The organism is Pseudemcibacter aquimaris (assembly GCF_028869115.1).
Classification (GTDB): domain Bacteria; phylum Pseudomonadota; class Alphaproteobacteria; order Sphingomonadales; family Emcibacteraceae; genus Pseudemcibacter; species Pseudemcibacter aquimaris.
In genome coordinates, this window is sequence record NZ_CP079800.1 from 37334 (window position 1) to 58088 (window position 20755).

At 43.2% G+C, this 20755-nt stretch carries 18 protein-coding genes; 11 read left to right on the plus strand and 7 right to left on the minus strand.

The window, feature by feature from the left end:
• Positions 1–17: 17 nt before the first annotated feature.
• Positions 18–899: a bifunctional methylenetetrahydrofolate dehydrogenase/methenyltetrahydrofolate cyclohydrolase FolD gene (gene folD, locus KW060_RS00165; protein ID WP_249036452.1), complete on the minus strand. Its 882-nt coding sequence runs from the start codon at positions 897–899 to the stop codon at positions 18–20.
• Entirely contained in the window at positions 896–1213 is a 318-nt protein-coding gene (locus tag KW060_RS00170) for a YggT family protein (RefSeq protein ID WP_249036453.1), read from the minus strand. The genes folD and KW060_RS00170 overlap by 4 nt, the downstream gene beginning before the upstream one ends.
• 177 nt (positions 1214–1390) lie before the next feature.
• Here KW060_RS00170 and KW060_RS00175 point away from each other — a divergent pair, with 177 nt between their 5' ends.
• Positions 1391–4168, plus strand: a complete 2778-nt coding sequence (locus tag KW060_RS00175) for an NHL repeat-containing protein (protein ID WP_249036454.1) — start codon at positions 1391–1393, stop codon at positions 4166–4168.
• 11 nt (positions 4169–4179) lie between these two features.
• The gene (locus KW060_RS00180; protein ID WP_249036455.1) at positions 4180–4587 is read left to right on the plus strand and encodes a hypothetical protein; all 408 of its coding nucleotides are present in this window, start codon (positions 4180–4182) and stop codon (positions 4585–4587) included.
• Here KW060_RS00180 and polA read toward each other — a convergent pair whose 3' ends face one another.
• Positions 4588–7371 (minus strand): DNA polymerase I, encoded by a 2784-nt coding sequence (gene polA, locus KW060_RS00185; protein ID WP_249036456.1) that lies wholly within the window; start codon positions 7369–7371, stop codon positions 4588–4590.
• Positions 7372–7473: 102 nt separating this feature from the next.
• Here polA and KW060_RS00190 point away from each other — a divergent pair, with 102 nt between their 5' ends.
• Entirely contained in the window at positions 7474–8418 is a 945-nt protein-coding gene (locus KW060_RS00190) for an ABC transporter ATP-binding protein (RefSeq protein ID WP_249036457.1), read from the plus strand.
• Positions 8419–8421: 3 nt separating this feature from the next.
• Complete coding sequence (nadB, locus tag KW060_RS00195; protein WP_249036458.1) at positions 8422–10041, plus strand: L-aspartate oxidase; 1620 nt, start codon at positions 8422–8424, stop codon at positions 10039–10041.
• Here the strand turns inward: nadB and KW060_RS00200 are convergent, their stop codons facing one another.
• Positions 10042–10401 (minus strand): DUF2794 domain-containing protein, encoded by a 360-nt coding sequence (locus KW060_RS00200; RefSeq protein ID WP_249036459.1) that lies wholly within the window; start codon positions 10399–10401, stop codon positions 10042–10044.
• Between the two features lie 238 nt (positions 10402–10639).
• On the opposite strand from KW060_RS00200, the gene KW060_RS00205 reads away from it, so the two are divergent.
• The 3 genes from KW060_RS00205 (at position 10640) to KW060_RS00215 (ending at position 14291) form a co-directional block, all read left to right on the plus strand.
• Positions 10640–11329, plus strand: a complete 690-nt coding sequence (locus KW060_RS00205; protein WP_249036460.1) for a glutathione S-transferase N-terminal domain-containing protein — start codon at positions 10640–10642, stop codon at positions 11327–11329.
• Between the two features lie 88 nt (positions 11330–11417).
• Positions 11418–13295, plus strand: coding sequence for a molecular chaperone HtpG (gene htpG / locus KW060_RS00210; RefSeq protein ID WP_249036461.1), 1878 nt, complete (start codon positions 11418–11420; stop codon positions 13293–13295).
• A gap of 150 nt (positions 13296–13445) precedes the next feature.
• A complete protein-coding gene (locus KW060_RS00215) occupies positions 13446–14291 on the plus strand; it encodes a hypothetical protein (RefSeq protein WP_249036462.1) in 846 nt (281 codons plus the stop codon).
• Between the two features lie 57 nt (positions 14292–14348).
• Here KW060_RS00215 and acnA read toward each other — a convergent pair whose 3' ends face one another.
• Positions 14349–17033, minus strand: a complete 2685-nt coding sequence (gene acnA / locus KW060_RS00220) for an aconitate hydratase AcnA (RefSeq protein ID WP_249036463.1) — start codon at positions 17031–17033, stop codon at positions 14349–14351.
• A 213-nt stretch (positions 17034–17246) separates the two neighbouring features.
• On the opposite strand from acnA, the gene KW060_RS00225 reads away from it, so the two are divergent.
• The 4 genes from KW060_RS00225 (at position 17247) to KW060_RS00240 (ending at position 19777) form a co-directional block, all read left to right on the plus strand.
• Positions 17247–17477, plus strand: coding sequence for a hypothetical protein (locus KW060_RS00225; RefSeq protein ID WP_249036464.1), 231 nt, complete (start codon positions 17247–17249; stop codon positions 17475–17477).
• A 102-nt stretch (positions 17478–17579) separates the two neighbouring features.
• Positions 17580–18239, plus strand: a complete 660-nt coding sequence (ccmA, locus tag KW060_RS00230) for a heme ABC exporter ATP-binding protein CcmA (RefSeq protein WP_249036465.1) — start codon at positions 17580–17582, stop codon at positions 18237–18239.
• Positions 18239–18907 carry a heme exporter protein CcmB gene (ccmB, locus tag KW060_RS00235; RefSeq protein ID WP_249036466.1) on the plus strand — a complete coding sequence of 223 codons (669 nt, stop codon included), beginning with the start codon at positions 18239–18241 and terminating at the stop codon, positions 18905–18907. Before ccmA ends, ccmB begins: the two co-directional genes overlap by 1 nt.
• Before the next feature lie 117 nt (positions 18908–19024).
• Complete coding sequence (locus KW060_RS00240; protein ID WP_249036467.1) at positions 19025–19777, plus strand: VOC family protein; 753 nt, start codon at positions 19025–19027, stop codon at positions 19775–19777.
• Between the two features lie 3 nt (positions 19778–19780).
• On the opposite strand, the gene KW060_RS00245 is transcribed toward KW060_RS00240, so the two are convergent.
• Positions 19781–20434 (minus strand): FMN-binding negative transcriptional regulator, encoded by a 654-nt coding sequence (locus KW060_RS00245; protein WP_338050569.1) that lies wholly within the window; start codon positions 20432–20434, stop codon positions 19781–19783.
• Positions 20435–20444: 10 nt separating this feature from the next.
• Positions 20445–20729: a PGPGW domain-containing protein gene (locus KW060_RS00250; protein WP_249036468.1), complete on the minus strand. Its 285-nt coding sequence runs from the start codon at positions 20727–20729 to the stop codon at positions 20445–20447.
• Between the last annotated feature and the right edge of the window lie 26 nt (positions 20730–20755).

Here is a 20755-nt window from a genome sequence, read left to right on the forward strand (position 1 = left end):
ATTTTTATGTCTGGGTTTTAAGCTGGTTCTTCGATGCCAGCTTGTCTGCAGGCGGCGGTAACCGTATTGGCAAGAAGAACCGCAATTGTCATTGGGCCAACGCCGCCCGGTACAGGGGTAATCGCGCCCGCTCGTTCCGCCGCACTATCAAATTCAACATCACCGACAAGTTTTGTTTTGCCATCGTCTTTGGTGATGCGGTTAATACCAACGTCGATCACTGTTGCGCCTTCTTTAATCCAGTCGCCTTTTACAAGTTCCGGAACACCAACGGCCGCGACAACAATGTCTGCACGGCGAACGACATCTTCGATGTTTTTCGTGCGGCTGTGGGCGATGGTCACAGTACAGCTTTCATTAAGCAGCAGTTGCGCCATAGGATTACCAACAATATTCGAACGGCCCACAACCACGGCATCAAGTCCGCTAAGATTTCCCAATTTATCCTTAAGCATCATGATGCAGCCAAGGGGTGTACATGGCACCATGCCTTTACCACCCGTGGCCAGCAAGCCGCTGTTGATTACGTGAAAACCATCCACGTCTTTTTCCGGTGAAATACTTTCAATCACGGCTGCTTCATTTATATGTTTTGGTAGCGGCAGTTGAACCAGAATACCATGAACAGCAGGATCATTATTAAGTTCGTTGACCTTTGCGATCAGGTCGGCTTCGCTGACATCATCATTCATAAGATGCTCGAAACTATTCATTCCTGCGGCAACGGTGGATTTATTTTTGTTGCGTACATAAACCTGACTGGCTGGATCCTCACCCACGAGCACAACCGCAAGGCCCGGTGTCAGGTCATGATCATTTTTTAATGTTTCAACTTTGCGGGCGACAGTTTCTTTTACATTCGCGGCGAATGCCTTACCGTCAATAATCGATGCGGTCATGAAAAATCCTTTTTATGCGAGTGAAACGATGGCTTCAGCAATGAACCTGGCGCCAAATTCCAATAATAGAATAATATAATCGGTGAAAAATCAAGACCGCCCATGCCGCCGCCCATTAGGCGTCTGAATGGCGCAAGCGCAGGTTCAAATAAGCGGTAAAGGGAGCCATAAATCATGTTTACAAATTGGTTATAGGCATTAATGACATTAAATGACATCAATAGGCTTAAAATGATGTAAACGAAAAGCAAAAATTTTGCGATGCTGGCGATTGTTAAGACAAGGTCAGCGAGTATAAAAGCAAAGTTACCCATAAATTATTTCCAAAATCAAAAATATATCTTTTGATAGATGTAAATGCAGAACGCCCATCTTTCAATAGCAACTTGTAAAAAATCCCAGAATTCTTGGGAAAATATATAATTTGTTAACAATTTGGTTATAGTCTATATAGTGCAATATTGTATCTGAAGAAATCAGAGTAGAAAAAAGTGGTCGACTTTAATTTGGTAAATTTAGACGTGTCGTTACTCGGCACGCAGTATAATGTCAGAAATGGCATTGGGACGAGCTCATTTGCGGCTCCGTCTTCGGCCGCGCAATCAAGAACCCCCGCCGTTATAACCCCTTGGGCAGAAGAGGATGACCGCTCTCTTCTAAGTCGTTATAATCAAATCAGAAATAAGACCAATTTCATCAATGAAAATACCAGTGCTGTACGTGAGGCTGGTTTTGACAAAGACAATAAAGCGCTTTTCACAATTTATTCAGCCATCAATGATTTACGGACAATCGCGGAATATGCATCGGATAGTGGTACACTATCTTCCCAAATTGCGGGGCTAAGCACGCAGTTCCAAACAGGCCTTTCACAGGTTGATGATTATATTAAATCTGCTGAGCTGGATAAGCTTATATTGATGGCAGGTGAGAAAAAATCATATGTCACGACTGAATCTGCGCTCGGTAAAGATGACCGTGATTATGTCGGCGGTGTCGTTGCAGCAGTTAGTGATACGGCACCAATTCTGGGGCTAAATGGTGATGAAGTATTTACAATTAACATTGATACGATTTCTGAAAATGAGGATATTACCATTGATCTGTCTGAAATCAGTGGCACCGTGTCCCTTGAAAATCTTAAAGACCTGATTAATCAGAAGATAAGCGAAATCACCACCTTAAACAACGAAGGCCAAACGGTAGGAAAATATAAGACCCGTGCTAGTGTGGAAGAGGTCGAAGACGGAAAATTCGCGTTAAAATTTGATATTGACGGTATTGAAAAAATTTCATTTTCCGCTGCAAGCTCTGATCCGGCATTGATTGTGGCAGGTACAGAAAGATCAGGTGATTTTGGATCGATTATTGGTGGCACATTAACCAAATATTCTAATATTGATAGTGCCGATCCGACGAAATCATTCAGCACAGAAATTCAAGGCATAGATGAAAATGGGTTTGTTATTCCCGCTGATAGTGATGATGAGGGTGCAACAGAAACACAGTCGACCACTGTGACTTTTAATACGACCCCTGTTGCGCTTCAAGTTGACAGTCAAGGAAACACTTTTGTTGTAGGAACAACAGAAGGCGACCTCGGCGGGCAAATCAATGGAGCAGAAACCAGCGACGTGTTCCTGTCGAAATATTCATCGACAGGCGAACTTCTCTGGTCACGACTCGTTGGAGCGAGCGATCAGGCAGAAGCCTTTGATATCGCCATTGATGCAAATGACAATGTGGTTATTGCCGGAAAAACCAATGAGGAATTAATCACAAGCGATGTGTTCGCCGGTACGGACAGTTTCGTTAGCAAGTTTTCATCATCAGGCGAAGAATTATGGACACAGCAACTTGATACCATTGCAACAGATCAGGCAAACAGCCTGACGGTGGATGCAAATGGTGATGTTTATTTTACGGGTCAAGTAAGCGGACGCATTGATGCAACCACCACTGCAAATGGCGGTGAGGATGTCACCCTGGTAAAGCTTGATGGTGACAACGGTATCGTGCGTGAAAAGGTTCAATATGGCGGCGCTGGCGATGATATCGGTAAAAATATCGCGATCGCCGATGATGGTAATCTTTTGGTTCTTGCGGAAGAAGACGGTAATGCCGTCATTCGTAAGCTTGATGCGAATGATCTTACAAACACACTTGCAACATATGATATTGGTGATTTGGACGGCGGTGAAATTACCGGTATTGCCGTTGATGGTACTGATGTATATGTCACAGGCACGACGTTAAGTGGGTCTCTAAACGGGGGAACAGTTGCAAACAGTTATAGCGGTGGACGTGACGGTTTTGTCACCAAACTTTCGGATAATGGCGGAAGTTTTTCTGCTGATTTTACCACATATGTTGGGACAGCGGCGTCGGATAGTATTGCTGATTTAAGTATTGCAAATGGGTCTGTTTATGTTGCGGGTACGACAACCGGCACCTTAAGCGGCGAAAGCAAAACTGGTATTACGGATGGATTTGTCACCAAGATTGATGCGACATCAGGTTCTATTACCTCACAAGATCAACTTGGTGGTATTGCAAGCGGTTATAATGATGCGGCGGCCATTTCTTTTGTCGCCAATGGGTCATCTGTTCTTGATAAGCTCGGGCTTCAGACGGGTACCATTGATAACGATCAAACCAGAAATATTGAAACACAGACATCGGCCCGCGAGGGTGATTATTTTTATATTTCCGTTAATGGTGGGCGTGATATTAAAATCGATATTCGTGAGGGTGATACCTACGATACACTTGCGACAAGAATTAACACATATTCAACACGTAATTTAAAGGCGACCGTTACTTATGGTGATGAAGGGCCAGCGCTAAAAATTCAGGCGCAAAACGGTTCGACTGTTGAATTTAAAGCAGGGGAAGATGGACGTGATGCTTTATCAAAGCTTGGACTAGAAGAGCGCAGCATCATCGCTTCAGAAGTTTTATTTGATCTTGATGACAGTGATGAAATAGATCCAAATGATCTGGGTGGTATTTTTGCACTAGGTCTTAATAACGCCTTTAATTTTGGTAATAAGCAAGAAGCTGAATATATAATGGGTGCATTGGATGATGCGTTACGCGTGATTGAAAGTGCACATAGATCGCTCACATTCGATCCGCTTAAAGCGCAACTACTTGCGGAAGCAAAGAATAATTTTGGCCCGGCGCCAGCCCACTTGCAGGAAAGATTATCCCGTTATCAGGATGGTTTACAGCGGGTATTGGCCGTAACCGGTGGCACAATAATATAAAAGGACAAATGATGATCAGGTATTTGTTAATAATGGTGGCAGGAATGATGTTTGGCGTGATGGCGAATGCAGCCCCCCCATCCGACGCCCCCGCGGAAGAGGTCAGTGAATTTCTTGAAATTCCACCGATCAATGTCGCAATGTATAATAAGCGTAAACGCCCCGCAGGAACGATGACTGTGGTCATGCAGCTTAAAATCGAAGATGACAAGCAAAGAAAGATTGCTGAGAAGATCATGCCGCGGCTTAAGAATGCCTATATGCAGGAAACCATGAAACTGGCGATGAATTATCTGGATGTGAACCGTCCGGTGAATGCCAACATGCTTGGCAATATGTTGCAAAACATCACCAATCAGGTTCTGAACCATGATCAGGCAAGAGTACTTATTTCCGATATTGCGGTCGCAAAACGTTAATTAATGCGCTTCGTTCCAGTTATCACCAATACCACAATCCACGGTTAACGGCACGGAAATTTCCAGTGCCGGAAGGGCCGCTTTTTCCATCACGCTTGTAATGATTGGCGTTGTTTTTTCCAGTTCATCTTCGGGTACTTCGAATACCAGTTCGTCATGCACCTGAAGCAGCATTTTGGCATTTAATCCTGCGTCTTTTAATGCGTCCGGCATACGAATCATGGCGCGGCGAATGACATCGGCGGCTGATCCTTGGATCGGGGCGTTAATAGCGGCGCGCTCACCGAATGATCTGCGCATGCCATTTTTATCGTTGATGCTGCCAATATGGATTTTGCGGCCGAATATGGTTTCTACATATCCTTTATCGCGGCAGAATTGTTTGGTGTCTTCCATATAGTGACGGATGCCAGGGAAACGTTCGAAATATTTATCGATGAATGTTTTTGCTTCACCGCGGCTCATACCCAATTGATTGGCAAGGCCAAATGAACTGATACCATATATGATACCAAAGTTAATCGCCTTGGCTTGACGTCTTACAATCGGGTCCATTCCTTCGATCGGAACACCGAACACTTCGGATGCGGTCATTGCGTGAATATCAATGCCTTCGTTGAAAGCGTTCTTTAGGCTTTCAAGATCGGCAATATGTGCGAGCAATCTTAATTCAATCTGACTATAGTCAGCAGCAACCAGTTTATATCCTTTTTCCGGAATAAAAGCGTTTCTGATTTTGCGACCTTCTTCGCTCCGGATCGGAATATTTTGAAGGTTCGGGTCCGTTGATGACAGTCGCCCTGTCGTTGTCGCCGCCAGTGAATATGACGTGTGAATGCGGCCTGTGTCTTTATTGATATCGTTTTGAAGCGCATCCGTATATGTGCTTTTCAATTTCGCAAGTGCGCGCCATTCAAGAACCCTTTCTGGTAACGTATGTCCTTCTGCAGCCAGTTTTTCCAGAATATCTGCGCCTGTGCTATAGGCGCCGGTCTTACTTTTTTTGCCGCCGGGAATGCCCATTTCATCAAACAGCACTTCACCAAGTTGTTTTGGTGAAGCGATATTAAATGGATGGCCCGCAAGGTCATGAATTTCGCTTTCCAGCTCGCTAAGACGGATGGCGAATTCATTGGAAAGACGGTTCAGCATGTCTTTATCGACTTTGATACCATTATATTCCATATCAACAAGCACCGGAACCAATGGACGCTCGAGTGTTTCATAAACATTGACCATCTTTTCCTGCACAAGACGTGGTTTTAATAGCCGATGTAAACGTCCTGTAATATCCGCATCTTCAGCGGCATATTCGGTTGCCTTTTCAACATCTACTTTATCAAAAGTGATTTGTTTTTTGCCTGTTCCTGCGATTTCCTTAAACGGAATCGTTTTATGATCCAAATGAACTTGCGCCAATTCATCCATGCTGTGTTTATTGACGCCCGCATCAAGCACATATGAAATAAGCATGGTGTCATCGAATGGTGTGATGGCAACGTCGTATTTCTTAAGGACCAGTGCGTCATATTTAATATTTTGACCGATTTTTAAAATGGCCGGGTTAATAAGCATCGGTTTTAACAGATCCAACGCTTCTTGCATTGGAATTTGGTCAGGTAATTTTTGATCCGTTGGTTCTGATAACAAATCAGCCGGTTCATCGCTATGGCTTACATGGGCAAGCGGGATATAACAGGCATCCCCGCTTTTTACGGATAATGATATCCCGACAAGATCGGCGGCCATGGCATTAACCGATGTTGTTTCCGTATCAATGGTCACCTGTCTTTCGTTTTCGCAAATTTTGATCCAGCGCTTTAAGGCGTCCATCGTCGTCACCGTTTCATAGTTCACTTCTTTTGGTGCGGCATTTTCGATGGGGGCAAACTCTGCTGATACATCAGGGCCAAGGTGGGTAAGAATCCGTGTTTGCAGGCTTCTGAAATTTTGTTCTTCAAGAAATGGTAAAACTTTATCCGGATCAATATCACCAAGTTCCATTGTACTAATTTCCGGCAGATCAGGAACATCAGTGGAAAGGGTTACCAGTTCAAGACTAACACGCGCGAGATCCGCATTTTCGATTAGGTTCTCACGGCGTTTATTCTGTTTTATTTCCCCCGCGCGTTCAAGCAATGTTTCCAGATCACCATATTCAGATAAAAGTAACGCTGCCGTCTTGACGCCAATACCGGGGACACCCGGGATGTTATCGGCGCTATCACCGGCAAGCGCTTGAATTTCAATGACTTTTTCAGGACCAAGCCCAAATTTTTCAACGACTTCTTCAATGCCGATGTGGCGGTTTTTCATGGTATCAAACATGGTGACATCTTCGCTGACCAGCTGCATCAAATCTTTATCAGTGGAAACGATGGTTACTTTACTGCCTTCTGCCTCTGCGCGTTTTGCATAGGTGGCGATGATATCATCGGCCTCATACCCTTCAAGCTGGATGGAGGGCAGGTTAAATGCTTCGACGGCCTCATGAATGATCGCAAATTGTGGGATTAAATCATCTGGTGCCGGTGGGCGGTGTGCTTTATATTCCGGGTAAATATCATTTCTGAATGTTTTCTTTCCGGCATCAAAAATAACGGCAAGGTGGCTTGGGCGTTCGCTATCATCAAGATCACGTAATAATTTAAACAGCATATTACAAAAACCGGATACCGCGTTAACGGGTGTACCGTCCGGACGGGTTAATGGACGGATGGCATGATAAGCCCTGAAAATAAAACTTGATCCGTCAATAAGATAGAGATGTTTGTCGTTTGACATGTGATTTGGTTTCCGTTTTTTTTGAATTATACCCAGATTATACATTGACCCGTAGACTAGCGAATGATACCGAATAAGCAAGCTCATATTGGATCATAAAAGATGACAGATCAAGAACTCGCGATAAAAATTCGCGGCCTAAAGAAAACATATAAAGCCGACGGCGCATCAAAACCGAAAGAAGCCCTGAAAGGGGTTGATCTTTCCATTCCGCGCGGTTCTATTTTTGGCCTACTTGGTCCTAATGGTGCGGGTAAATCAACGACCATTAATATTATCGCCGGTATCGTTGATAAATCCGAAGGATCGGTTGAGGTATGGGGATTTGATATTGATGAAGATATCCGTAATGCCAAGGCCAATATCGGTATCGTTCCGCAAGAAATAACCTTTGATGTTTATTTTACGCCTTATGAAATGCTTGAACTTTATGCCGGATTTTACGGTATTCCAAAAGAAGAACGCAGATCCGATGAAATTTTAAAAGCCATGCGCCTTGAAGAACAGCGTGACGCTTATACCCGCTTTTTATCAGGGGGAATGAAGCGCCGTTTGCTTGTGGGCAAGGCGATGGTCCATAGCCCACCCATTCTTGTGCTTGATGAACCAACGGCCGGTGTTGATGTGGAACTAAGAAAGCATATTTGGGAATATGTTAGGGAACTGAATAAACAAGGCGTGACAATTGTACTGACGACCCATTATCTGGAAGAAGCAGAAGAGCTTTGTGACGAAATTGCCATTATCAACCACGGTGAACTTGTTATTTGTGAAAAAACACCTGCGCTTTTAAAACAGGTTGATGAAAAGATGGTTGTGATTGCACCCGTTACCCCTGTTAATGAGGTGCCAGACGAACTTAAATCTATTGGCGGTAAATTAAATGATGACGGGGAAATTGTTATTCACTTTAGCCCAAGCAGCATTACAGTCGGTGAGATTTTAAAGAAAGTATCAGCAACGGATATTGAAATCGCTGATCTTAGAACCGAAGAAAGCGATCTTGAGGATATCTTCTTACAACTAACCAAAAGTAAGGAAGGATAAGCCATGCATGTCGCCCATGATTTCGATGTACTTGTGATTGGAAGTGGGGCGGCGGGCCTTAGTCTTGCGCTGCATGTTGCGGATAATGCCAAGGTTGCGGTTCTATCAAAAAATAAACTAAACAGCGGTAGCACGTCGTGGGCGCAAGGCGGTATTGCTGCCGTGCTTGATGATCGGGATACCAAAGAATCACACATCGAAGATACATTGAACGCGGGTGGCGGTCTTTGTGAATATGACGCTGTTAAGTTTGTTGTTGATCAGGGCAAGGAAGCCATTAATTGGTTAATTGAAAATGGTGCTGATTTTACCAAAGATGAAAATTCAAATGTCGATGGTGATTATCACCTGACTAAGGAAGGCGGCCATTCTTTCCGCCGTGTAATCCATAGTGCCGATGCCACGGGTAAGGAAGTTCAGATTTCACTGGAAAAAAAGGTGAAAGAACATCCGAATATCACCCTATTTGAACACCATATGGCGGTGGACCTGATCAGCAGCGACAAGAAAAACAGAAAAACACAAAAATGTGTGGGTGCCTATATTCTTGATACCAAACGCGGCAAGGTGGATTTATTCCGTGCTAAAGCAACGGTGCTTGCAACGGGTGGTGCCAGTAAAGCGTATCTTTATACATCAAACCCTGATGGGTCGACAGGGGATGGAATTGCCATGGCGTGGCGCATCGGATGTCGGGTCGCCAATATGGAATTTAATCAATTTCATCCGACCTGTCTTTATCATCCGGAAACACGAACGTTTCTTTTAACCGAGGCACTGCGCGGGGAAGGGGCTGTATTAAGACTGCCTGATGGGGAACGGTTTATGGACCGTTTTGATGAACGTGCGGAACTGGCCCCACGTGATATTGTTGCCCATGCCATTGACCATGAAATGAAACGTTTGGGTGTAGATCATCTGTATCTGGATATTTCCCATAAAGACGATGATTTTATCACAGAACATTTCCCGACCATTTATAAAAGATGTTTGAAGCTTGGTTATGACCTGACCAAGGAACCTATTCCGATTGTGCCAGCAGCACATTATACATGCGGCGGTGTGATGGCTGATCTTAATGCCAGAACGGATGTGAAAAATTTATACGCAATTGGGGAAGTGGCCCATACGGGACTTCACGGTGCCAACCGCATGGCGAGTAATTCGCTTCTTGAATGTTTGGTGTTTGCCCATTCGGCTGCGAAAGATATAGCAAAAAATATCGGTCATGAAAAATTTAGCGAAAATATCAAACCATGGGATGAGAGCCGCGTAAGAGATTCAGATGAAGAAGTGGTTGTATCCCATAACTGGAACGAATTGCGTCACTTTATGTGGGATTACGTTGGCATTGTGAGGTCCACAAGACGTCTTGAACGTGCCGCGCGCCGTATTGATATGCTCGCGGGTGAAATTCGTGAATATTATAGTGCCTTTAGGGTGACGCCCGATTTGCTTGAGCTTCGTAATCTTGTGACGGTATCTGATTTGATTGTACGTTCGGCCCTTTCCAGAACCGAAAGCCGTGGTCTTCATCATACGCTTGATTTTCCGGAACCTGACCCGGATATGGATGGTCGGAATACGGTTTTAAAACCCCCACGGCAGCCTTATCGAAAATAATTACTGAACCAGTTTAATCAGTTTTTTATCAAAATATTTAAGCACGGTTTTTAATTCGTGACCGCGTTTTAAAACTTGTCCCTGACTGCCAAGAATGGCAAAGGCACCTTGCTTTAACCTTAATGCCGGTGTCTTTGTAATGGAAAAAGCGGGCCGTTCACTTGCCTTTTGATAAACGGCGAAAATAGCCGCGTCTTTACTGCCGGAAATGGCGTAATCTTTCCAGTGACCGGATGCAACCATTTTACCGTAAATGTTTAAAATCGCTTCAAATTCCCTACGTTCAAAGAAAATATTTTGCGCAAAAGCCTTGTTATTCTGGCTTGAAGAAAATGGAATTATTGTTGGCTGATCAGTCATTAAAATGATTGTGTCGCGGGAAGAATTTATTTGCAAATAAAAAATGCCACAAAATGACCTTAATTGGGTCCTATCAATGCCCTAATTAAAAAATACATTTGTTTTTGTTAGTCCCTGCGGCCAGTTTTTTGAAATATTGCGAACCCTTTTCCCTCCCCTTCACCCAGCAATATGAAATCAACTGGCTGCAATTTTTTATGGGGTGTGTTACGCTTGATAAAAGATAAGGGAGTCTTCCATGAAATTATATGAACTTGTTGGTCGTGATCCGAATATGCCCTTTAGCCCTTTTGCGTGGCGTAGCAAACTTGCGCTTGCACATAAGGGATTAAAATTTGAAAGCGTACCCTTAAGGTTTACGGAAATCGCGGATACCCTTTCTTTCGCAGATAGCAAAACCGTGCCTGTATTAGTGGACGGCGAAAACATAATTCCGGATAGCTGGCATATTGCCTGTTATATTCAGGATGCATATCCGGACGGTGCAGACTTATTCGGTGGGCCACGCGGGCGTGCGGCGGCGCATCTTTTCGGTTTTCAAATGGGCATGCCATTATTGATGCCGTTATTCAGAACGTTGGTTTCCGATATATATAAAATTCTTGATGAAAGGGATCAGGATTTTTTCAGAAAAACCCGTGAACCACGTATTGGCTGCACCATCGAAGATGCCGCAGAAAATTATCATGATGCGCTGGTGACTTTTCAGAATAATTTAATACCATATGAAGCTTATCTTAAATCATCAGAATATTTTTGTGGGGATAGCCCCGCCTATCAGGATTATTGTTTTTATTCTTTATTTCTTTGGGCGCGTGCAACCAGCCCGAAATCAATATTGAAAGAGGATAGCCCCATCAAAAAATGGCTGGATAAAATGGACGGGTTATTTGATGGTCTTGGCGGTAATATAAAATTGATAAAATAGGGTGTTTTTCTCACGTTCCCCCCTTGAAATTATTTAACTTTACGCCATATCTGACGTGTAAAGTTAAATAAATGGGATTAGTGAAAATATGACAACCGAAAAACATGGTTTTGAAGCAGAAGTTTCCCGACTTCTTCATATGATGGTTCACTCTGTATATAGTGACCGTGAAATTTTCTTAAGAGAACTTATTTCAAATGCATCAGATGCGTGTGACAAGTTGCGTTATGCAGGTCTTACCAATGCAGATTTGATCAAAGATGCTGGCGAATTTGCCATCGATATCCGCCTTGATAAAGATACAAAAACATTAACAGTTTCCGATAACGGTATCGGAATGAATAAAGACGACCTGATTTCCCATCTTGGTACGATTGCCCGTAGTGGGACGTCCGCCTTCATGGAAAATATTTCCGGTGACGAGAAAAAAGACGTCAATCTAATTGGTCAATTTGGTGTTGGTTTCTATTCCGTCTTCATGGTTGCGGATAAGGTAGAGGTCCTAAGCCGTAAAGCAGGCGAAGAACAAGGGTATCTGTGGTCATCGGACGGTATTGGCGAATATACAATTTCGGATGCTGAAAAAGCGGGGCCGGGTACATCAATTATGCTGCATATCAAGGATGATGCAGAAGAATTTCTTGAAGTGATGCGCCTTAAAAACATCATCAAGACATACAGTGATCATGTCACCCTTCCGATTACTTTGATCAGCAAAAATGATGATAAGGACGCGGAAGAAAAAGAAACATCGGAAAAGGTAAATGATGGCACTGCACTTTGGGCGCGTCCAAAAACCGATATTACAGATGAACAATATAAAGAATTTTATCATCATGTGGCCCATGCCTATGATGATCCGGGCATGACCATTCATTACCGCGCAGAAGGCATGATTGAATATACGGTGCTTCTGTTTGTTCCAAGTCAGCAACCAATGGATCTGTTTGATCCAGCCCGTAAAACAAAAGTAAAATTATATGTAAAGCGTGTCTTTATTACGGATGATTGTGAAGATCTATTGCCAAGTTATCTTCGTTTCATTCGCGGTGTTGTGGACAGTGAAGACCTTCCGCTGAATATCAGTCGTGAAATGCTGCAAAATAACCCGGTCATGACCACTATTTCCAAGGCCGTAACCAAACGCGTTCTTTCCGAGCTAGAGAAAAAGCAAAAGAAAGACCGTGAGGGTTATGAAAAATTCTGGGAAAGCTTCGGCGCAGTTCTTAAAGAAGGTATTTACGAAGATTTCGAAAGACGCGATCAAATTTTAAAAATGTCGCTCTTTAATTCCACAGAAGGTGATGATCTGACAACACTGGAAGATTATGTTTCACGTATGAATGAAGGCCAAGATACGATTTATTACATCACGGCTGATAATCTAGCGGCGGCGAAACGTTCACCGCAGCTTGAAGGATTTAAAGCCAAGGGCATAGAGGTTCTTTATTTCGTTGATCCTGTGGATGAATTTTGGCTTCAAATGATGCCGGAATTTGACGGCAAAAAGTTAGCGTCTGTCACCCGCGGATCAGCTGATCTGGATGACAAAAAGGACGATGAGAAAGACCAGGAAAATGCACCGGAACTGGATGCTCTTATTGGTGTGCTAAAAACAAATCTTGGTGAAGCCGTGAAAGACGTTCGTAAATCAAACCGTCTTACCGATAGTGCTGTTTGTCTGGTTGCGGATGATAATGATATGGATATGCATATGGAACGCATTCTTAAAATGCATAACAAACTTGATGGAGCGGCCAGTGCCCGCGTGATGGAAATCAATGCGGAAAACGGACTTATCAAGGCACTTGCATCGCAAGCCGCGAAAGATGGATCGGTTGATGCGCTAAAGGATGCGTCATTAATGCTTCTGGATCAGGCAAGAATTATAGAAGGCGAGGTGCCGGAGGATCCGGTCGCTTTTGCAGCGAGGCTTTCAAAAGTTATGGAAGAAAGCTTTAAATAAGATCGTCCGATTCTTTTTTAAAAAATTTAAAAACCGCTTTTGATCAGGGCGGTTTTTTTATGAATATAATTAAAAGCTTATGGAATAAGTAAGGGTACGTTCATATCTGTGATATAATTTATAGAATAAGAACACCTTAAGGAGCATTCGTTGTCAGAAATTCATCATAATCATAATGTCGTTAAAGATGGTGAATTATCCATAACGGAAGTGATGCGCCTTAGTTATAATTTCCTAACCTCTCATTACGGCTTGTTTTTAAAATTATCTTCAATTCCTATTTTACTTTGGGTTTGGATCGGGATTATCTCGGATTTTTTATATCTGGAAATTGGCTTTGAAAATCAAATCGGTGTGTTAAGGGCTTTCTTATCCGCTGCTTTTGCGCTTGTCTGGTATCGCCATTTCTTAATGGGGACAGAATACGCCAGCTATAAAGAATTATATAAAACAATGCGCGCGAGCGGATTTCTTGGGATGGACGCATTTTTTAAGGCCTGCTTACGGTTTGTTATTATAACCTTTGCATTGATCGTGCCGGCATTAATCATATCCATTGCCACGATGATTTTTCAGGCATCAAATGGTGTGGAGCTTACCGATCAATTTGTCACATCCATTGTATCAAATTCAGTGTTCCTTGTTTTCTTGCTGTTATCACCTGTCATTATCCGGTTGTCATTCCTTTCTGCGGCGCGGGCGCTTGGGCGTAAGACGGTCGATTTTAAAATGATCTGGAATAAAACGAAGGGATATACCTGGACAATCTGGCACCTGATCTTTAGGGCATTTTTACCGCTTAGCATCATTACTTTCTTATTCCGCAATTCAGCAGAAAATATTGTAAGGCAAGCAAATGTTGATGTTTATGTGGCTGATATCCTTGTTGAATTGCCGACAGCATTTTTGACATTTGTGATGCTTGCGATTGTGGTGGCGGCGAATGCCAGTGCCTTTAAATATTTATTTGGGGCCCGTGAAAAGAAACGTGATTAATCGCGCATAAAAAAAGCCGGATTAAATGACCCGGCTTTTCTAAATCTTTTTTATTACTTACTGTGATGCAAGATTACGCAGAACGTAATGAAGGATACCACCGTTTTTGTAATATTCAACTTCGTTTGCTGTATCAATACGGCTTAGAACAACAATGTCTTTTGTTGAGCCGTCAGCATAAGTGATTTTCACATTCACGTCTTGTTGTGGTGCAAGGTTACCTGCAATACCAGTGATGTCGAATGTTTCAGTACCTACAAGGTTTAGGCTCTCGCGGTTGTCATCACCTTTAAACTGTAATGGAAGAACGCCCATACCAACAAGGTTGGAACGGTGAATACGTTCAAAGCTTTCCACGATCACAGCTTTAACACCAAGAAGGTTTGTACCCTTCGCCGCCCAGTCACGTGATGAACCAGTACCATATTCTTTACCACCAACAACCACTAGGTTTGTGCCGGCTTCTTGGTACTTCATGGATGCATCATAGATGCTCATTTGCTCACCAGTTGGGATATATGTCGTAATGCCACCTTCTGTGCCCGGTGCCATTAAGTTACGAAGACGAACGTTCGCAAAAGTACCGCGCATCATGACTTCGTGGTTGCCACGACGTGAACCGTATGAGTTGAAATCGATACGCTCAACACCATTAGCAGCCAGATATTCACCCGCCGGGCTATCCGCTTTAATCGCACCAGCTGGTGAGATATGGTCAGTTGTAATACTGTCACCAAGTAGCGCCAGTAAGTTCGCACCTCTGATGTCCGCAACGTCACCTGTTTCCATGCTCATGCCTTGGAAATATGGTGGGTGTTGGATGTATGTACTTGTGTCATCCCATGCGTATGTTTGGCCTTCAGGGAATTTGATCGCCTGCCACTGTTCTGTGCCTGCGAATACGTCTTTATAACGTTCAACAAACATTTCACGTGTTAGGCACGCACGAATTGTTTCTTCGATCTCTTGGTTAGTTGGCCAGATGTCTTTTAGGTATACATCATTGCCGTTTTTATCCTGACCGATGGCATCTTTTGTGATGTCGATTTGGAGTGTACCTGCAATCGCGTAAGCAACAACAAGTGGTGGTGACGCAAGATAAGATGTCTTAAGATCTTGGCTCACACGACCTTCAAAGTTACGGTTACCGGAAAGAACAGACGCACAAATCATTTCATTGTCATTGATTGTCGTACGTAGGTCATCCGCAAGCGGACCAGAGTTACCAATACATGTTGTACAGCCATAACCCACAAGATCGAAACCAAGAGCATCAAGATGCGGTGTAAGACCCGCTTTATCAAGATAGTCAGTTACAACCTGCGATCCAGGGGCAAGTGATGTTTTAACCCATGGTTTTGAATTAAGGCCAAGCTCGTTTGCTTTTTTCGCAACAAGACCGGCACCAACAAGAACGCTTGGGTTTGAAGTATTTGTACATGATGTAATCGCCGCGATCAGAACGTCACCGTGGTGAAGTTCGAAATCTTTTCCTTCAACGGCAAATCCTGTGTCTTTTTCAGCGGCTTTACCGCGTGCTTCAAGTACTTCGTTGAATGCGTTTGTTGCATTGCTTAGTGAAACGCGGTCCTGCGGGCGGCTTGGGCCAGCAAGTGATGGCTCAACTGTTGAAATATCAAGCTCAAGACCAGAAGTATATTCAGGATCAGGCGTTGACGCATCACGCCACATGCCTTGTTCTTTTGCGTATGCTTCAACAAGGTTGATTGTTTCTTCATCACGACCAGAGAACTCTAAATAATCAAGTGTTGCTTGTGAAACAGGGAAGAAACCACATGTCGCGCCATATTCTGGCGCCATATTCGCGATTGTTGCCTGATCAGCAAGTGTCATTTGATCAAGGCCGTCACCGTAAAATTCAACAAACTTACCAACAACGCCGTGCTTACGTAGCATTTCAACAACGGTTAGAACAATGTCTGTCGCTGTAATGCCTTCGCGTGCTTTACCAGTTAGCTTGAAGCCAACAACTTCAGGGATCAGCATGGATACTGGCTGACCAAGCATTGCTGATTCAGCTTCGATACCGCCAACACCCCAACCAAGAACCGCAAGTCCGTTGATCATTGTTGTATGACTGTCTGTTCCCACACATGTATCAGGGAACGCAACTGTGCGACCGTCAACATCCGCTGTCCAAACTGTTTTTGCGATATATTCAAGGTTTACCTGGTGACAGATACCTGTGCCAGGTGGCACCGCAGAAAAGTTATCAAAGCTGTTCTGGCCCCAACGTAGGAACTGGTAACGTTCGTTGTTACGTGACATTTCTAGATCAACGTTCTTTTGGAACGCGCTGTTATCACCGAAGTTATCAACCATCACACTATGGTCAATCACAAGATCAACCGGGCTTAGCGGGTTAATTTGTTCCGGGTCACCGCCCAGATCGTTAATGGCATTACGCATCGCGGCCAGATCAACAACCGCAGGAACACCAGTGAAATCCTGCATCAAAACGCGTGCTGGGCGATATTGAATTTCGCGGTTCATGCGCTTTTCTTTTTGCCAGTCAACAATTGCCTGAACATCTTCAGTTGAAACTGTAACACCGTCTTCATAACGAAGAAGGTTTTCTAGCAAAACTTTCATTGAATAAGGCAGACGTGAAATGTCACCTAACTGTTTTGCTGCTTCTGGTAGAGAATAATAATCATATTCTTTTCCGCCCACGTTAAGCGTGCGGCGTGTATTCAGGGTATCTTGACCGACTGTTGCCACGAGTTTTTCTCCATAATTATTTTTATTGAAATTTCTCACGGCCCTTTTGAAGGAAAATGCGTAATTTTTCAAGGAAAAACAGTCTTAAATTACCCCTTTACAGGTAAATTGTGGCGATCTGGCCCATATTTGCCCGAAAATGACCTTAAAGACGTCTAAGAATCACCATAGGGGTCATTCATATTCAACATCATGAAAACAAGGAGTATGGAAATGATCTTAAAAAGAAAGAAATCTGTTCGTGAAATTATGGTTCCCTTTTTTAATGGTAAATTGGCACTGGTCAGTTTAATGGTTGCGACATTTATGGTGTTTGCATCCGGTTCAGGCAACATTATTGAAAGCGGTCAATTTATGACGATCTTAATCGGTGCGGCGCTTTTCTCATTGGCCAGTGGACTTCTTATCTGGGCAGGGGAAGTATCAAGAAAACTGTATCAATAATTATTCATTAAAGAACCACACTCTATTCTTGGGGTTCTCATGCCCTAAATATACTGCTATAGCTTCTTGAAGAATAAATCTGCAACTTCAGGGCAGGGAAAAGTGAAACAAGAAGCATATTTTTCAGCAGAAAATCTGACGGTAAGCCGCAGTGATAGAAAGGTTTTTGAAAATCTGACCTTTCAGGCACCTGCTGGAAAGCTTTTAAAGCTTGTTGGCCCAAACGGGGCCGGTAAATCAACCCTTCTTAAAACATTATCAGGATTAATAGAGCCGGACACCGGTGATATTAAATCGGGCGATGCGTCCATTTTGTCTGATCATGACTGGTTATCACATAATCTTTGTTATCTGGGCCATAAGAACGCCTTAAAACGTGAATTTAGTGTTTATGACAATATTGAATTTTGGGCGGATCTTTGGGGAACGCAGGGTAAAATTGAACCAGCCATTAAAGCGCTTGGCATCGGGTATTTATCTGAAACACCCGTAAGATATTTATCATCCGGACAAACACGTAGAACGGCCCTTGCCAGAAGCATATGCCATCCTGGCAAAATCTGGTTATTTGATGAACCGACAGTGGGGCTGGATACAGAAGGGTTAAATTTGCTGGCTAAAGTGATGGAAAATCATTTGAGCGATGACGGCATTATATTATGCGCAACCCATGTTGATTTGGGATTAAGTGATGATCTGATCCATACCTTAAATCTCGCTGATTTTGCGGTTCCCTATTCCCATCATGAGGGGATGTGGTAATGATTAGATTATTTAAAGCGATAGCCCTGCGCGATATTAAAGTAAGCTGGTCTGGCGGCAGCACCAGCAGCATGGTGGTTGCTTTCTTTATCATTGTGGTGACACTATTCCCGCTTGGTGTTGGGCCGGAACTGAATATGCTGAGCCGTATTTCCGTGGGTGTGATTTGGGTGGCGGCATTACTTTCTTGTTTACTATCACTAGACCGTATTTTTCTGGCGGATTACGAAGACGGCACTTTGGATCAATATGCGTTATCCCCGATTTCTATGGAATGGATCGTGATCGCCAAAGCGCTTGCCCATTGGGTCACAACCAGTTTACCGCTTATATTAATCACACCGCTTCTGGGTATATTAATGAACATGCCGGATAATGCGTATTTGCCGCTTATTTTTACCATGCTTGTTGGAACGCCTGCGCTATCGCTGATTGGGACGATTGGGGCATCGCTTACGGTTTCCTTAAAAAGGGGCGGTGTGCTTTTATCCCTTTTGATATTGCCGCTTTATGTTCCCATTCTCATTTTCGGCGTAATGGCGGTGGATGCCTTAACCATCGGGTCTGGCGGAAACGCCACTTTGATGATACTGGGCGCGGCCACATTATTCAGTCTTGCTATTACGCCGTGGGCTGCTGCGGCTGCCATCCGGCTCGCGCTTGATTAAATTTACAAAATAAAAATTTCTGAAGTGATAGATCAATTTATTGGATTTGCATTACGAACAGCAAAACCCTATCAATATCTAATTAATGTAATCCCTTATTCTTAGGAAGAATTTCTCATGTTTAAATCATTTACGGTTCAGTTCGTTTTAAGTTTGTTGTTTTGTGCATCGGCAATGGCGAACGAAAATAAAATTGATCATATTATTTTTGCCGTAAGTGATTATGACGAGGCCATTGAATTCTTACAGAATAAAAGCGGTATAAAGGCAGCAGACGGCGCCATACAAAAAGAACGCGGTACCAGAAATGCGCTTCTTTCAGCGGGTAATCAGACATATCTGGAAATTTTGGCCCCTGATCCAGCACAAATGCCATTTAACCCAACGGAAAATCCGAAAACGGCCTTTGCTTCTGTGATTAGTCAATTTGAAAATTCAGAAGTTGATATGTTCGCTTATTCGACAAATGATATCGACGCGGCCAAAAAAAATGGTGAAGAGCTTGGTTTAAAAGTGGGCGGCCCATACGAAGGATCACGTACCATTCCATCGGGTGAAGTGATAACATGGTCAGAAATGGAATTTTACGGTCATGAATTTGGTCAATTTATTCCGTTTGTGATGAATTGGGGTACATCAACCCATCCCGGCACTACATCACCAAAGGGTATAGAGCTTAAAGAAATTATTGTTCAGCATCCAAAAAATGAAGAGCTTGCAAAAATTTATAAAGCGCTTGGTGTGCCAGCAACAGTTGAATACGGTGAAAAGCCAGTGATTAAAGTAAAGCTGAGTTCTAAAAAGGGTGATTTTGAACTAACAAGCGGTGAAAGTCTTAAGCAATATTACGCCAGTAAAAATGAGGGATAATTTTTAATCGGTGTGCTTATTCATCAGTTCGGCAACACCGGCTGCATTATTGGTATCAATTTCGGATAGGCCGCTAACCGCGCCCTTGATATCTTTTGCAGGCTTGTTCTGACCCATTTTCCATTTTGCATCAATCGTGTTGATGGTGACCTCAATGCCAGCGATTGCCTTTAATTGTTGCGCAATATAATCATCTGGTGCGTCACTGACTTTCCATGGAATTTCCTGATCATTTTCATGTTTGTCTGTCAGGTTATTTAAGAAAGAAAGCAGCCATTCCGGATCATCATTTAGTTCCATTGAACCCTGCACCTGAACGACGGCATAATTCCATGTGGGCACTTCTTTATGGTGTTCCTGTTTTGATGGGTACCAATTGGGGCTGATGTAATGATGCGGTCCTTGAAAAATCACCATTACGTCATCTGCATTTTTAAACTTTTTCCAAAGTGGGTTTGCTTTTGAAATATGTGCGAGCAACTTGGTATTATCATCATTTAAAATAAAGGGCAGATGGTCCGCGCAAAGCTCGCCATTAATTTGGGTCACTAAAGTCGCAAATGAATGTTCCCGGATTAATTCATGGATAACGTCAAGCCGGGTTTCTTTAAAAATTTTTGGCTGGTAAATTTTCTTTCTCCCTCTATCCGTCAGTATAGAAAATCAATTATTCCGCAAGATGCGTAGGGTCCGTGTCATCAATTACTTTTTTAAGGAACCGCGGCATATAAGGATGCATTTTCTTAAGCTGTCTTCCGATAACAGGAAGACGGCGACGGATTTTCTGCATTTTGGTTTTAACCCAATGGCTTTCAGAAACAAGAATACTTAGGCCGATAAGCGCAATGATTTGGCCAATAGGTATAGGGATCGGTGCGGTGATAATGCCAACAATTAGCATCACCCAACCGATTAAAAGCTTCAACGGTCTTTTAAATGTGTGCAAGCTCATAATACCTGATTCATACTCAATTCATT